Consider the following 14,772-nt stretch of genomic DNA (forward strand, 5'->3'; position numbering starts at 1 on the left):
CATCAGCGTACGAAGCCGGAGGTCGCCGCGGTGGTCGCCAGGTCGAGAAGCGGCTGCGGCGCCACGCCCAACAGCAGGGTCATGAGTGCACCTATACCCACCGTAGCGAAGGTAAGAGTCGGCCGGGTGACAACGACCGGCCCGTCGGCGAGCGGCTCGGAGAAGAACATCAGCACGATGACCCGGACGTAGAAGAACGCCGCGATCGCGCTGCACACCAGGGCCACGACCACCAGCGGGGTGGCGTCACCGGCGATCGCCGCCTGGAAGACCGCGAACTTCCCGGTGAACCCGCTGGTCAGCGGGATGCCGGCGAGCGCGAGCAGTAGGAAGGCGAACGTGCCTGCCAGCAGCGGCGACGTCCGGCCCAGGCCCTGCCACTGGGAGAGGTCGCTGGCCTCGCCGTCGCCGGTGCGGACCAGGGAGACCACCGCGAACGCCGCGATCGTGGTGAAGCCGTAGGTCACCAGGTAGAACATGGCGCCGCGCAGGCCGTCGATGTTCGAGCCGGCCATCCCGACGAGCAGGAAGCCGGCGTGGGCGACCGCGGAGTACGCGAGCATCCGCTTGATGTCACGCTGGGTGAGCGCGAGCACCGCGCCGACGACCATGGTGAGGATCGCCACAGCCCAGATCACCGGCCGCCAGTCCCAGCGCATGCCGCCGAAGGCCACGTAGAAGACACGCAGCAGCGCCCCGAAAGCGGCGACCTTCGTCCCGGCCGCCATGAAGGCGGTGATCGGTGTCGGCGCGCCCTGGTAGACGTCCGGCGTCCAGGAGTGGAACGGGGCGGCACCGATCTTGAAGAACAGGCCGACGCCGAGCAGCGCGAGCGACAGGTAGAGGTAGGTGTCGTTCTGGCCGACCGTGCCGACCGCGTCGGCGACCCGGCCGAGCTCGACGCTGCCAGCGTAGCCGTAGGCGAACGCGACGCCGTACAGGAAGAACGCGGACGAGAACGCCCCGAGCAGGAAGTACTTCATCGCGGCTTCCTGCGACAGCAGCCGCCGGCGCCGCGCCAGCCCGCACAGCAGGTACAGCGGCAGCGAGAGGATCTCCAGCGCCACGAACATGACCAGCAGGTTGTTCGAGGCGACGAAGAGCAGCATGCCGCTGACCGAGAAGACCATCAGCGGATACGCCTCGGTCTGCACGTCCGGCGAGGTGCGCTGCGCGGTGGAGCCGCGCGAGCCGGGGACGACCGCGGCGGAGGCGACGAGCGCGCCGCCGGAGGAGTCCAGCCGGCGCTCGGCGACCAGCAGCACCGACAGCAGCGCGAACACCAGGATGGTGCCCTGCAGGAACAGCGTCGGCCCGTCGATGGCCACCGCGCCGGCGGCGAGCACCTGGCGGTGGGCGTGCAGGAGCACCACCGCGACGAACGCGCCGATGAACCCCGCCCCGGCCAGCAGCGGCTGGAGCACCCGCCGGGCCTTCGGCGGGGCGAAGGCGTCGACGAGGACCCCGGCCAGCGCGACGCCGAACAGGATGAGCATCGGGCTGAGGGACGAGTACTCGATCGACGGCGGTGTGATCTTCTGCGCGGCGCCCTGCGCCAGCACAGTCGTTGCGGCGCTCACGAATGGCCTCCGGATTCCGGCGCGGCCACCGGGGCCGTCGGCGCCGGGTCAGACTTCCCGATGTCCGCGAACGTGGCGGTCACCGTGGGCGTGATGATGTCGAGCAGCGGCTTGGGGTACACCCCGAGCCCGATGATCAGCGCGACCATCGGCGCGACCACCACCCGCTCCCGCACGCTGAGGTCCTTGATGAGACGCATCTTCTCGTCCTTGACCGGACCGGTCATCGTGCGCTGGTACAGGTACAGGATGTAGATCGCGGCGAGCACGATCCCGCAGGTCGCGACGATCGCCAGCGCCCGGTACTCGGTGAACGTGCCGACCAGCACCAGGAACTCGCTGACGAAGCTGTTCGTACCCGGCAGGGCCAGCGAGGACAGGCCGGCGATCAGGAAGACCCCGGCGAGGATCGGCGTCACCTGGGCCATGCCGCCGTAGGCGCTGACGTCCCGGCTGCCCCGGCGGGCCACCAGGAAGCCGACCACCACGAACAGCAGCCCCGTCGACAGGCCGTGGTTGACCATGTAGAGCACGGCGCCCGTGCCGGCCTGCGAGGTGAAGGCGAAGGTCCCCAGCGCTATGAACCCGAAGTGCGCCAGCGAGGTGTAGGCGACCAGCCGTTTCATGTCCCGCTGGCCGATGGCCAGCAGGGCGCCGTAGAAGATGCCGATCACCGCCAGGGCCAGCACCATCGGCGCGAAGTACTCGGCGGCGTCCGGGAACAGCGGGATGCAGTACCGGATCAGGCCGAAGGTGCCGACCTTGTCCAGCACCCCGACGAGCAGGACGGCGCCGCCGGTCGGCGACTGCGCGCCGGCGTCGGGCAGCCAGGTGTGGAAGGGAAACAGCGGCGCCTTGATGGCGAAGGCGATGAAGAAGCCGAGGAAGAGCAGCTTCTGCACGCCCGGGGTGATCTCCAGCTGGCGCAGGGTGGCGAAGTCGAACGTGCCCGTGCCGAGCTGGTCGGCGGAGACCACGTACAGGCCGATCACCGCGGCGAGCATCAGCAGCCCGCCGAACAGGCTGTAGAGCAGGAACTTCACCGCCGCGTAGGAGCGCTGTGCCTTCTCCTCGACCGGCCCGTAGCTCCCGATGAGGAAGTACATCGGGATGAGCATGGCCTCGAAGAAGACATAGAAGAGGAACACGTCGGTGGCGGCGAACACCCCGACCATGCCCGTCTCCAGCGCCAGCAGCAGCGCGAAGAACGCGGGGACGGAACGCCGCCCCTCTTCCGCCTCGTCCCAGGAGGACAGCACGACCACCGGGACGAGCAGCGCGGCGAGCAGCATCAGCACCAGCGAGATGCCGTCGGCGCCCACCGAGTAGGAGACGCCGAACTCCTTGATCCAGTCATAGGACTGGCCGAACTGGAAGCCGGCCTTGTCCGGGTCGTAGGCGGCGGTGGCCAGCACCGCGAGCACCAGAACCGCCAGCGATACCACGAGCGCGAGTTGCTTGGCGAGCGTGCCGTGCCGGCGCGGCAGCGACGCGACGACCAGCGAACCGACCGCGGGGACGATCAGCATGATCGTCAGCCAGGGGGCTGTGCTCACGTCAGCCGGCCCTGGTGAGCAGCAGAGCACCGACCACGAGGACGGTACCTCCCAACATCGACAGTGCGTAGGACCGGACGAAGCCGGTCTGGGTGCGTCGCAGCCGGCCGGACAGCCCGCCCACGGCGGCGGCGCTCCCGCGCACGAAGCCGTCGATGCCGACGTTGTCCGCCCAGACCAGGAAGCGGGTCAGGTACTGCCCCGGCCGCATGGCGACGACCTCGTTGAAGGTGTTCGCGTAGAGGTCGTGGCGCGCGGCGACGGTCACCACGCTGACCTCGGCGTCCGGCCGGGCGACGGCCTCGACCGGGCGGAGCTGGTAGCGCAGGTAGGCACCGGCGAACCCGCCGGCGGAGACGACCAGCACCAGCGCGGTGACGACCGCGGGCGAGATGTCGTGGTGCGCCTCGCCGTGTTCGCCCACCACCGGGGCGAGCCAGTCCTGCATCGAGCTGCCGAGGACGAACAGCCCACCGGCGAAGACCGAGCCGACGGCCAGCAGCATCATCGGGCCGGTCATTGTCGCCGGCGACTCGTGCGGGTGCTTGGCCTTCGGCCCGTCGTGCTCCCAGCGCGCCTTGCCGTGGAAGGTCATCAGGAACAGCCGGGTCATGTAGAAGGCGGTGATCCCGGCACCGAGCAGCGCCACGCCACCGTAGATGTAGCCGCTGGTGCCACCCTTGGCCAGCGCCGTCTCGATGATGCGGTCCTTGGTGAAGAACCCGGACAGGCCCGGGAAACCGATGATCGCCAGATAGCCGAGGCCGAAGGTGACCCAGGTGACCGGCATGTGCCGCCACAGCCCGCCGTGCCTGCGCATGTCCTGCTCGCCGTCCATCGCGTGGATGACCGAGCCGGAGCCGAGGAACAGGCCGGCCTTGAAGAAGCCGTGCGCGAGCAGGTGCATGATGCCCAGCGCGTACCCGGCCGGGCCGAGCCCGACGGCGAGGAACATGTAGCCGATCTGGCTGACCGTCGAGTAGGCCAGGACCTTCTTGATGTCGTCGTAGGCGCAGCCGATGACGCATCCAATGAGGATCGTGACCGCGCCGATGATCAGGACGACGGTCCGCGCGGCCTGCGTCTGGTCGAAGATCGGGGCAGCCCGGACGATCAGGTACACACCGGCGGTGACCATGGTCGCGGCGTGGATGAGCGCCGAGATCGGGGTCGGGCCCTCCATGGCGTCCGGGAGCCAGGCCTGCAGCGGGAACTGACCGGACTTGCCGCAGGCGCCGAGCAGGAGCAGGAGCGCCATCGCGGTGATGGTGCCGTAGCCGATGACGTCCGCGGCGGCGGCACCGAACACCGAGTCGTAGTTCGTGCTGCCGACGGTGGCGAACATGAACATGATCGCGAGTGCGAGACCGACGTCGCCGACCCGGTTCATGTAGAAGGCCTTGTTCGCGGCGGTGGCCGCGGCCGGCTTGTACTCCCAGAACTTGATGAGCAGGAAGGACGAGAGGCCGACCAGCTCCCAGCCACCGTAGAGCACCAGGAAGTTGTTGCCCAGCACCAGCAGCAGCATCGACGCCAGGAACAGGTTCATGTAGGCGAAGAAGCGCCGCCGGCCCGGGTCGTGCGACATGTAGCCGATCGAGTAGATGTGGATCAGCGTGCCCACACCGGTGATCAGCAGCACGAAGACCGCGGAGAGCTGGTCGAACAGCAGGCCGACGTCCACCTGGAAGCCGTTGACCGGGATCCAGCTGTAGAGGTGCTGGGAGACGGCCCGGTCGTCACCGGAGCGGTCGAGCAGCCCGAAGAACAGGACCAGGCCGACGACGAAGGATGCGGCCGCGGTCAGCGTGCCGAGCAGGTGGCCCCACCGGTCGGTACGCCGCCCGCCGAGCAGGAGAACGGCCGCCCCGGCCAGCGGAAGCGCGATGAGCAGCCAGGTCAGCGAGAACGCCCCGGACGCGGCGGCGTAGTGCACGGCCGCGCCACCGTGCTCGTCGGCCGCGAGGATGGCGGCCCCTCCGGCGCTCATCGCGGTCCGGTTCCGGGTACGTGCGCCAGCGCCAGGGCCACCGGAGGTGGTCCGGGCTGCGCCGCCCCTGTTGCGCAAAGCGTCACTGCAGTGTCGTCCGTTCTTCCGTGACCGGAGGTCCCGGTCGCGGCCGCGTCAGGGCGGCCGGGAGACAAGCCTCGGGATGCCCGAGTACGTCGAGAGGTCAGTACTTCAGGAGGTTCACGTCGTCGACCGACGCGGATCTGCGCGTCCGGAAGATCGCCAGAATGATCGCCAGGCCGACGACCACCTCGGCGGCGGCCACGACCATGACGAAGAACGCCATGATCTGGCCCTCCAGCGTCCCGTGGATGCGGGAGAACGTCACCAGGGTCAGGTTCACCGCGTTGAGCATCAGCTCGATCGACATGAACACGACGATCGCGTTGCGCCGGACCAGAACCCCGGTCGCGCCGATGGTGAACAGCAACCCCGACAGGATCAGATAGTTCGCCGGGTTCACCGACCGCTCCCCCTGCCCGCGCCCACCGGCGCCGACCCGCCGACGACGGTCTCGTCGTCGGAGTCCTCACTCGTCCCGTTCGCGCTCGGCCCGCCGTCGGGCCCACCGCCGCCCGGGCCGTCCGTACCCGGACCACCAGCACCGCCCGCACCGGGACCGCCTGTCCCAGGACCGCCCGGACCACCGGTACCGCCGTCGTCCGGACCACCCGCGCCGGCCGGGCCGGACGGGCCCGCACCGGGCCCGCCGAGGTCCGGGCCGCCGCCGGCGGCATCGCCACCGCCGGCCGCGACGAGCTCGGGCTGCTCCGGGCCGGGGTTGGTCGCGAAGACCTTCGGCCCGGGCCGCGGGGTGACGGTGCCGCCCTCGGCGAAGCGAGCGCGCATCCGTTCCTTCTGCGTGACCTTCTCACCGGTGTGCTCGCGGTGGCCGAGGACCATCGTCCCGATCGCCGCGACCACGAGCAGCACCGAGATCGCTTCGAAGACGAAGACGTACTGGGTGAACAGCAGACGTCCGATCGCGTGGACGTTGCCGCCGGTGTTCGCCGCCTCCAGGCCCGCCGCCTTGCCACCGTCGATCGCGCGGCCGATCGGGAACGCCAGCAGGCCGGCGAAGCCGAGCCCGAGGATCACCGCGGCGATCCGCTGGCCGCGCAGGGTCTCGACCAGCGAGTCGGACGAATCGACTCCGACCAGCATCAGCACGAACAGGAACAACACCATGATCGCGCCGGTGTAGACGATGATCTGGACGAAGCCCAGGAAGGGCGCGTCCTGGATCAGGTAGAACACCGCGACGCAGAACAGGTTCACCACGAGCAGCAGGGCGGAGTGCACCGCGCTGCGCATCAGGACCATGCCGAGCGCCGCCAGCAGCGCCACCGGCGCGAGCAGCCAGAACGTCCAGGCCTCGCCGTTCGACGTGCTGCTGATCTCCGCCGCCTGGGCGAGAATCTGCGGATTCATCGGGGCCGCTCCGAACCCGCGCCATGGGCGGGCACCTTGTCCGCCGCCCTTTCGGCCTCGCCGGCCTCGCCGGCCTCGCCGGCCTCGTCAGCTTCGTCGGCCGGCGAGCCGCCGACCTGCCAGGGCAGCGGGGCGTCGGGATCGCGGGTGTAGTAGTCGGTCTCGCTCTCGCCGAGGCGCATCGGGTGCGGCGGGGACTCCATCCCGGCCCGAAGCGGGGCGAGCAGCTGCTCCTTGGTGAAGATCAGGTCGTCGCGGCTGTCGTCGGCCAGCTCGTAGTCGTTCGACATCGTCAGCGCCCGGGTGGGGCACGCCTCGATGCACAGCCCGCACAGGATGCAGCGCAGGTAGTTGATCTGGTAGACGCGGCCGTACCGCTCACCCGGCGAGAAACGCTGCTCGTCGGTGTTGTCCGCGCCCTCGACGTAGATCGCGTCGGCCGGGCAGGCCCACGCGCACAGCTCGCAGCCGACGCACTTCTCCAGCCCGTCCGGATGCCGGTTGAGCTGGTGACGGCCGTGGAAGCGGGGTGCCGTCTCCTTCTTCTGCTCCGGGTACTGCTCGGTCGTCGGCTTCTTGAACATCGTCGAGAAGGTGACGCCGAAACCCTTGTAGGGGTCGAGGATCCCCATGGTTCAGCTCTCCTGTCGCGGGCCGGAGCCCGCGGGGATGACGGTGGTGTTTCCCTTGTCGCCGCCGGCGGAGCCGGCCGCGCCGCTGCCGGCTGCAGTGCTGCCAGCCGCAGTGCGGCCGGCCAGTGCCCTCGTCGCGCCGTCGGACGGCGGCGGCCAGGGAATCCTGTCCAGGCTCGGGGCCGATTCGGCGCGTTCCCGCTCGGCCTCCTCCTGCTCGCGCTGGGCCCTCGCCGCGCCCGGGTCGATGATCGCAACCACGAGCAGGACGCCCACCACGACCCCGAAGCCGATCAGCCATGGCGTCCGGTCACTCACGTGCTCCTGGTAGGCGCGGAAGGTCGCGACCGCGAGCACCCACACCAGGCCGACCGGGATCAGGACCTTCCAGCCGAAGGCCATGAACTGGTCGTAGCGCAGCCGCGGCAGCGTGCCCCGCAGCCAGATGAACACGAAGATGAACAGCAGCAGCTTGATGACGAACCAGATCAGCGGGTACCAGCCGTGGTCCAGCCCGGACAGGCCCGGGATCGGCGGCGGCTGCCAGCCTCCGAGGAACAGTGTGGTCGCGATCGCCGAGACGGTGACCATGTTGATGTACTCGGCGAGGAAGAAGAACGCGAACTTGATCGAGCTGTACTCGGTGTGGAACCCGCCGACCAGCTCGCCCTCGGCCTCGGGGAGGTCGAACGGCGTCCGGTTCGTCTCACCGACCATCGCGATGCAGTAGAGGATGAACGACGGCAGCAGCGCGATGTACCACCAGTCGTGCTGGCTCTGCACGATGCCCGCGGTCGACAGTGTTCCCGCGTAGACGAAGACCGCGACGAAGGCCAGGCCCATCGCGACTTCGTAGGAGATGATCTGCGCGGCCGAGCGCAGCGAGCCCAGCAGCGGGTAGGTCGAGCCGCTGGACCAGCCGGCGAGGATCAGTCCGTACACGCCCAGCGACGCCGCCGCCAGCAGGTACAGCACGCTGACCGGCAGGTCGGCGAGCTGGAGCGTCGTGCGTTCACCGAAGATCGACACCTCCGGCCCGAACGGGATGCAGGCGAAGGCCAGGATGGCCGGCACCGCCGAGATGACCGGAGCCAGGATGAAGATCGGCTTGTCGGCCAGCGTCGGGATGATGTCTTCCTTGAGCATGAGCTTCACGCCGTCGGCGAGGCTCTGCAGCCAGCCGCGCGGGCCGTGCCGGTTCGGCCCGACCCGCTGCTGCATCTTCGCGACGACCTTGCGCTCGAAGACGATCGAGAACAGCGTCATCACCAGCAGGAACGCGAAGACCGCGACAGCCTTGATCAGGATGAGCCAGAACGGGTCGTCGGTGAGGACGGACATGTCCGGGTCGCCGACGTTCGCGGCGAGCAGGAGCGTCGAGGTCCCGGTCATGCCCGGCCTCCGGTGGTGTCGACCCGGCCCGCGGCACCGAGGCCGGTGTGGGCCACGGTCACGGCGGTGTCCTGGGCGGCCGCGAGCTGCGAGCCGAGCGCCGCGCCGCGGGTCTCGTCGGTCGGGAAGGTGTCGACTTCCCCGCCGGGCGCCGTCTCGGTCGGCAGCAGCCCGCCGGCACTGAGCCGAACCAGCACGCCGGCGTGCTCGGCCAGCGAGCGGCGGACGTGCGACCCGGGTGAGTGCGTCGGAACCCAGACGACCCGGTCCGGCATGGGGGTGATCCCCAGCGGCAGGGTGACGGAGCCGCGGGAGGTGCTGGCGGTGACCGGCTCCCCCTCGACCGCGCCGATCTCGGCGGCGGTCGCGGCCGAGAGCAGCAGCCGCGGTGGACGGGCGGTGCCGGCCAGGTACGGCTCGCCGGCCTGCAGGGCGCCGTCGTCAAGGTTGAGGTGCCAGGTCGCCAGCAGGGCCTCGCCCGGACCGGCGGTCACCGGCTCGGGCACCCGCTCGACCGGAGCCGGGCCGCGCCCGGTCTCGTCACCGGCGCGGCCGAGCTCGCTCAACTCGCGCGCGGCGGCGCCCGCGTCCGGAACCCGGAGGTCGATGCCCATCTCGGCGGCGAGCAGGTGCAGCACCCGCAGGTCGGGCAGGGCCGGCGTCCCCTCCAGTGCACGCTGGAAGGGACGCAGACGGCCCTCCCAGTCGACGAACGTGCCGGCCTTCTCCGCCACCGGAGCGACCGGGAGGACGACGTCGGCGACCTCCGCGATCGACGAGCGGCGGATCTCCAGCGAGACGCAGAACGGCACCCGGGCCAGCGCGGCCAGCGCGGCCGCGGGGTCGGGCAGGTCCTCGGCGTCGACACCGGCGACGACGACCGCGTCAAGCCGGCCCGCCGCGGCTGCGGCCAGAATGCCGGCGGTGTCGCGGCCGGGCGCGCCCAGCAGGCGGGTGCCCCAGAAGGACTCCACCTCGGCCCGCGCACCGACGTCCGCGACCGGGCGGCCGCCCGGCAGCAGCGACGGGAGCAGGCCGGCGGAGACCGCGCCGCGCTCACCGGCCCGGCGCGGCACCCAGGCCAGCGCGGCGCCGGTGGACTCGGCGAGGCGCAGCGCCGCGGACAGCGCGCCGGGCGACTCGGCGGCCCGCGAGCCGACCAGGATCACCGCGCCGGGTGCCCGCAGCACCTCGGTGGTGGCCGACGCGCCGGTGGCCAGCTCGTCCAGCGCGGCGGCCTCGCCGCCGGGGACGACCGGGATCAGCGTGCCGGCCATCTTGCGCAGCCCGCGGGTGATCAGCGGCGCCAGCGCGTGCACGGCGGTTCCGTGCTTGCTCGCCGCCTTGCGCAGCCGCAGGAAGACGACGGGCGACTCCTCCTCCGGCTCGAACGAGACGAGCAGGACGGCGGGCGCGACCTCCAGATCGGCGTAGGTGACCCCGATTCCGGTACCGGCGACGGCGCTGCCGAGGAAGGCCTCCTCCTCGGCGGAGTGCGGGCGGGCGCGGAAGTCCACGTCGTTGGTGCCCAGGGCGAGCCGGGCGAACTTGGCGTAGGCGTAGGCGTCCTCGCGGGTGAGCCGGCCGCCGGCGAGCACGCCGACGCCGTTGCGGTCCCGGCACTCGGCCAGGCCGCGGGCGGCGTACTCCAGCGCCTCCGACCAGCTCGCCTCGACCAGCTCGCCGGTGCTGTCGTCCCGGATCAGCGGCATGGTGAGCCGGTCGGACTGGCGCGCGTAGTTGAACGCGAAGCGGCCCTTGTCGCAGTTCCACTCCTCGTTGACCGCCGGATCCTCGGCGGCGAGGCGACGCATCACCTTGCCGCGCCGGTGGTCGGTGCGCAGCGAGCAGCCGGCGGCGCAGTGCTCACAGGACGTCGGCGTCGACACCAGGTCGAACGGCCGGGCCCGGAACCGGTAGGCGGCGCTGGTGAGCGCACCGACCGGGCAGATCTGCACGGTGTTGCCGGAGAAGTAGGACGAGAACGGCTGCCCGTCGCTGACGGCGACCTGCTCGGCCGCGCCCCGCTCGAACAACTCGATGAACGGGTCCCCGGCGATCTGCGCGGAGAACCGGGTGCAGCGCGCGCACAGCACGCAACGCTCCCGGTCCAGCAGGATCTGGCTGGAGATCGCCAGCGGCTTCGGGTACGCCCGCTTCGTCTCCTTGAAGCGGGAGGTCGCCGCGCCGTTGGCCATCGACTGGTTCTGCAGCGGGCACTCGCCGCCCTTGTCGCAGATCGGGCAGTCGAGGGGGTGGTTGAGGAGCAGGAACTCCAGCGTCCCGGCCTGGGCCTTCTTCGCCACCGGCGAGGTGACCTGGGTCCTGACGACCATGTCGGCGGCGACCGTGGTCGTGCAGGACGCGACCGGCTTGCGCTGGCCCTCGACCTCGACGATGCACTGCCGGCAGGCGCCGACCGGGTCCAGCAGGGGGTGGTCGCAGAACCGCGGGATCTCGATTCCCAACAGCTCAGCGGCCCGGATGATGAGGGTGCCCTTCGGCACGCTCACCTCGAGCCCGTCCACGGTGAGCGTGACGTGGTTGGGGGCGGCCGGCGCGGCCGGCTTCTCTGGGGCGACGGTCATGATCTCAGTGCGCTCCCGCGTAGGCGCCCGGCGTGCCCGCGGCCGCGCCACCCGCGGCCGCGCCGTTCGCCGAGCCGGCTACCGACGTGGTGGAACCCGACGGCCCCACCGGGGTGATCGGGAGGAACTCGTTCCGGAAGAACTTGATCCCGGAGACGATCGGCGAGGTGGCGCCGTCCGCGAGCGCGCAGAAGGCGCGTCCGAAGATGTTGTCGCAGGCGTCGACGAGGGTGTCGACGTCGTCGGGGTCGCCCTGGCCGCGCTCCATCCGGGACAGGATCTGCACCATCCAGGTGGTGCCCTCCCGGCACGGGGTGCACTTGCCGCACGACTCGTGCGCGTAGAACTGGGTCAGCCGCCGCACGATCTTGAGCATGTCGACCGAGTCGTCCATGATCATGAGGGCGGCCGTGCCGAGCAGCGAGCCGGCCTCCTGCACGCCCTCGAAGTCCAGCGGGACGTCAAGGTGGTCGGCGGTCAGCAGCGGCGTCGACGAGCCGCCCGGGGTCCACGCCTTGAGCTTGCGGCCGCCGAGGACGCCGCCCGCCATGTCGAGCAGCTCGCGCAGCGTCGTGCCCATCGGCGCCTCGTACTGGCCGGGGTGGGTCACGTGGCCGGAGAGGCTGTAGATCTTCGGGCCCGGGGCGCGCTCGCGGCCCATCGACCGGAACCAGTCGACGCCGTAGTTCACGATGAAGGGAACGGTGGCGATCGTCTCGACGTTGTTCACGACCGTGGGGGACGCGTACAGGCCGTGGGTCGCCGGGAACGGCGGGCGCAGCCGCGGCTGGCCGCGCCGGCCCTCCAGCGAGTCCAGCAGCGCCGTCTCCTCGCCGCAGATGTACGCGCCGGCGCCGGAGTGCACCACCAGGTCGAGGTCGAACCCGCTACCGAGGATGTCGCGTCCCAGGTAGCCGGCGCGGTACGCCTCGGCGACGGCGGCGCGCAGCCGCCGGCCGGCGTGGATCAGCTCGCCGCGCAGGTAGATGAAGGCCCGGTTCGCGCGCACCGCGTAGGCGGCGATCACGATGCCCTCGATCAGCGAGTGCGGGTCGGCCTTCATCAGCGGGGCGTCCTTGCAGGTGCCCGGCTCGCCCTCGTCGGCGTTGATGACGAGGTAGTGCGGTTTGCCGTCGCCCTGCGGGATGAAGCCCCACTTCATACCGGTGGGGAAGCCCGCGCCGCCGCGACCGCGCAGGCCGGAGTCCTTGACCAGCTTGATCAGGTCGTCCGGGCTCTGCGCCAGCGCCCGGCGCAGGCCCTGGTAGCCGTCAAGGCGCTCGTAGGTCGCCAGCGTCCACGACTCGGGCGCCGTCCAGCGCCGGGTGAGGACCGGGGTGACAGGCATGGTCAGTTCACCTTCGTCTGCGGGACGCCGGGCGTCCCCGGCGCGGGCGCCGGGCTCGCCGGGGCGGCGGCGCTCGACGATGCGGGGCTGCTCGACGCCGGCGCAGCCGGGGCCGAAGCAGCCGAGGGCGGCGCGTTCGAGGGCAGCGGGGTCAGCGGCGGGGCACCGGCCACACCGTCCTCCGCCTTCCAGCCGGCGGCCTCGGCGAGCAGCACGCCGGCCAGGGACGGGGTCCCCACCCCCTGCCCGGCGACGCCCTCCGGACGCGGGTCCTCGAAGCCGGCGAGCTGGAACGAGGACTCGCCGAACGTACACAGCGGGCCGCCGCGGGTCGGGGCCGGGCGCTCGCCGCGCCGCAGGGCCTCGACGATCTCCTCCGCCGAGTCCGGGTTGACCTGGTCGTAGAACTCGTAGTTGACGGTCATCACCGGCGCGTAGTCACAGGCCGCCAGGCACTCGGCGTGCTCCAGCGTGATCGTGCCGTCCTCGGTGGTCTGGTCGTGCCCGACGCCGAGATTCTTCGACAGGCGCTCGTAGACCTCCTCACCGCCGCGCAACAGGCAGGAGAGGTTCGTGCAGACGGAGACCAGCCAGTCGCCGACCGGGCGGCGCTTGTACATCGTGTAGAACGTCGCGACCGCGCTGACCTCGGCGTGGGTGATGCCGAGCTCCTCGGCGCAGAACTCCACGCCCTCCGCGGTGACCGCGCCCTGCTCGGACTGCACCAGGTGCAGCATCGGCAGCAGCGCCGAGCGGGAACGTCCCTCGGGGTAGCGCGCGATGATCTCGCGGGCCGCGGCGCGGGTCTGTTCGGTCAGTGGCATCAGCGATCAACTCCCCCGAGCACCGGGTCGACGGAGGCGACGCCGACGATCACGTCGGCCACCTGCCCGCCCTCCGTCAGCGCGGGCACGGCCTGCAGGTTCACGAAGCTTGGGTCCCGCACGTGGACGCGGAACGGCCTGGTGCCGCCGTCGCTGACGACGTGGTAGCCGAGCTCGCCGCGCGGCGACTCGATCTGCGTGTACACCTGGCCGGCGGGCACCCGGAAGCCCTCGGTGACGAGCTTGAAGTGGTGGATCAGGGCCTCCATCGAGGTCCCCATGATCTTGCGGATGTACTCGAGCGAGTTGCCCATGCCATCCGAGCCGATGGCCAGCTGCGACGGCCAGGCGATCTTCTTGTCGGCGACCATGACCGGGCCGGGGCGCAGCCGGTCCAGGCACTGCTCGATGATCTTGAGGGACTCGCCCATCTCCTCGATCCGCACCAGGTACCGGGCGTAGGAGTCGCCCTCGAGCGCGGTCGGGACGTCGAACTCGTAGGTCTCGTAGCCGCAGTACGGCATGGTCTTGCGCAGGTCCCAGGGCAGACCGGCGGCGCGCAGCACCGGGCCGGTCGTCCCCAGCGCGAGGCAGGCGGCGGCGTCGAGGAAGTTGACGTCGACCATCCGCGCCTTCCAGATGGGCTGGCCGGTCAGCAGCGCGTGGTACTCGCGGATGCGCTTGGGCATGTAGTCGAGGAACGCGCGGATCTCCGGGATCACCTCGTCCGGGATGTCCTGGGCCAGGCCGCCGGGGCGGATGTAGGCGTGGTTCATCCGCAGGCCGGTGATCGTCTCGAGCAGGTCGAGGATCTTCTCCCGCTCACGGAACCCGAAGATCATGCCGGTGGTGGCGCCGAGCTCCATGCCTCCGGTCGCCAGCCACACCAGGTGCGAGGCGATCCGCTGCAGCTCCATGACGAGCACCCGGATGACGGTCGCCCGCTCCGGCACCTCGCCGGTGATGCCGAGCAGCTTCTCCACCGACAGGCAGTACGCCGCCTCGTTGTACAGCGGCGAGAGGTAGTCGGCGCGGGTGAGGAACGTGACCGCCTGCGTCCAGGTGCGGTACTCGCAGCTCTTCTCGATCCCGGTGTGCAGGTAGCCGATGACCAGGCGGGTCTCGGTAACCGTCTCGCCCTCGATCTCCAGCACCAGCCGCAGCACGCCGTGGGTGGACGGGTGCTGCGGGCCCATGTTGACGGTGATCCGCTCACCGTCGTCCTCGCCGACGCCGAGGACCTGCTCCCAGTCACCGCCCGTCACGGTGTAGACGCGGCCGGCGGAGGACTCGGTGAACCCGGCCTCGTAGGGCTGCGCGCCGGTGATGGTCTCGGCCGAACCGTCGACGGGCGTCTCGGTGTGCGTGCTCATAGCGAACCTCGGAAGTCGGCTCGGGGATGCCTGGCGG

General features: G+C 71.0%; 11 protein-coding genes. All 11 read right to left on the reverse strand.

Annotated elements, in window-relative coordinates; genetic code table 11:
• Positions 1-2: 2 nt before the first annotated feature.
• The gene (gene nuoN / locus FRANEAN1_RS30165; protein WP_020463506.1) at positions 3-1,580 is read right to left on the reverse strand and encodes an NADH-quinone oxidoreductase subunit NuoN; all 1,578 of its coding nucleotides are present in this window, start codon (positions 1,578-1,580) and stop codon (positions 3-5) included.
• Entirely contained in the window at positions 1,577-3,136 is a 1,560-nt protein-coding gene (locus tag FRANEAN1_RS30170; protein ID WP_020463507.1) for an NADH-quinone oxidoreductase subunit M, read from the reverse strand. Before FRANEAN1_RS30170 ends, nuoN begins: the two co-directional genes overlap by 4 nt.
• Position 3,137: 1 nt before the next feature.
• The gene (nuoL, locus tag FRANEAN1_RS30175) at positions 3,138-5,126 is read right to left on the reverse strand and encodes an NADH-quinone oxidoreductase subunit L (RefSeq protein WP_020463508.1); all 1,989 of its coding nucleotides are present in this window, start codon (positions 5,124-5,126) and stop codon (positions 3,138-3,140) included.
• Between the two features lie 184 nt (positions 5,127-5,310).
• On the reverse strand, positions 5,311-5,610 hold the full coding sequence (gene nuoK / locus FRANEAN1_RS30180; protein WP_020463509.1) for an NADH-quinone oxidoreductase subunit NuoK: 300 nt from the start codon (positions 5,608-5,610) through the stop codon (positions 5,311-5,313).
• Complete coding sequence (locus FRANEAN1_RS30185; protein ID WP_020463510.1) at positions 5,607-6,578, reverse strand: NADH-quinone oxidoreductase subunit J; 972 nt, start codon at positions 6,576-6,578, stop codon at positions 5,607-5,609. The genes nuoK and FRANEAN1_RS30185 overlap by 4 nt, the downstream gene beginning before the upstream one ends.
• Entirely contained in the window at positions 6,575-7,210 is a 636-nt protein-coding gene (gene nuoI, locus FRANEAN1_RS30190; RefSeq protein ID WP_020463511.1) for an NADH-quinone oxidoreductase subunit NuoI, read from the reverse strand. The genes FRANEAN1_RS30185 and nuoI overlap by 4 nt, the downstream gene beginning before the upstream one ends.
• Positions 7,211-7,213: 3 nt before the next feature.
• The gene (gene nuoH / locus FRANEAN1_RS30195) at positions 7,214-8,602 is read right to left on the reverse strand and encodes an NADH-quinone oxidoreductase subunit NuoH (RefSeq protein ID WP_020463512.1); all 1,389 of its coding nucleotides are present in this window, start codon (positions 8,600-8,602) and stop codon (positions 7,214-7,216) included.
• Positions 8,599-11,190 carry an NADH-quinone oxidoreductase subunit G gene (locus FRANEAN1_RS30200; protein ID WP_020463513.1) on the reverse strand — a complete coding sequence of 864 codons (2,592 nt, stop codon included), beginning with the start codon at positions 11,188-11,190 and terminating at the stop codon, positions 8,599-8,601. Before FRANEAN1_RS30200 ends, nuoH begins: the two co-directional genes overlap by 4 nt.
• Positions 11,191-11,194: 4 nt before the next feature.
• Positions 11,195-12,538 (reverse strand): NADH-quinone oxidoreductase subunit NuoF, encoded by a 1,344-nt coding sequence (nuoF, locus tag FRANEAN1_RS30205; protein ID WP_020463514.1) that lies wholly within the window; start codon positions 12,536-12,538, stop codon positions 11,195-11,197.
• A 2-nt stretch (positions 12,539-12,540) separates the two neighbouring features.
• Positions 12,541-13,362: an NADH-quinone oxidoreductase subunit NuoE gene (gene nuoE / locus FRANEAN1_RS30210; protein WP_020463515.1), complete on the reverse strand. Its 822-nt coding sequence runs from the start codon at positions 13,360-13,362 to the stop codon at positions 12,541-12,543.
• Complete coding sequence (locus tag FRANEAN1_RS30215; RefSeq protein WP_020463516.1) at positions 13,362-14,735, reverse strand: NADH-quinone oxidoreductase subunit D; 1,374 nt, start codon at positions 14,733-14,735, stop codon at positions 13,362-13,364. Before FRANEAN1_RS30215 ends, nuoE begins: the two co-directional genes overlap by 1 nt.
• Positions 14,736-14,772 lie beyond the last annotated feature (37 nt).

The sequence above is a fragment of the Parafrankia sp. EAN1pec genome, from assembly GCF_000018005.1.
GTDB lineage: Bacteria > Actinomycetota > Actinomycetes > Frankiales > Frankiaceae > Parafrankia > Parafrankia soli.

Coding starts and splice junctions, on each gene's coding strand:
- nuoL (WP_020463508.1), bottom strand. CDS start 5,126: ATGAGCGCCGGAGGGGCCGCCATCCTCGCGGCCGACGAGCACGGTGGC.
- FRANEAN1_RS30185 (WP_020463510.1), bottom strand. CDS start 6,578: ATGAATCCGCAGATTCTCGCCCAGGCGGCGGAGATCAGCAGCACGTCG.
- nuoI (WP_020463511.1), bottom strand. CDS start 7,210: ATGGGGATCCTCGACCCCTACAAGGGTTTCGGCGTCACCTTCTCGACG.
- nuoH (WP_020463512.1), bottom strand. CDS start 8,602: ATGACCGGGACCTCGACGCTCCTGCTCGCCGCGAACGTCGGCGACCCG.
- FRANEAN1_RS30200 (WP_020463513.1), bottom strand. CDS start 11,190: ATGACCGTCGCCCCAGAGAAGCCGGCCGCGCCGGCCGCCCCCAACCAC.
- nuoF (WP_020463514.1), bottom strand. CDS start 12,538: ATGCCTGTCACCCCGGTCCTCACCCGGCGCTGGACGGCGCCCGAGTCG.
- nuoE (WP_020463515.1), bottom strand. CDS start 13,362: ATGCCACTGACCGAACAGACCCGCGCCGCGGCCCGCGAGATCATCGCG.
- FRANEAN1_RS30215 (WP_020463516.1), bottom strand. CDS start 14,735: ATGAGCACGCACACCGAGACGCCCGTCGACGGTTCGGCCGAGACCATC.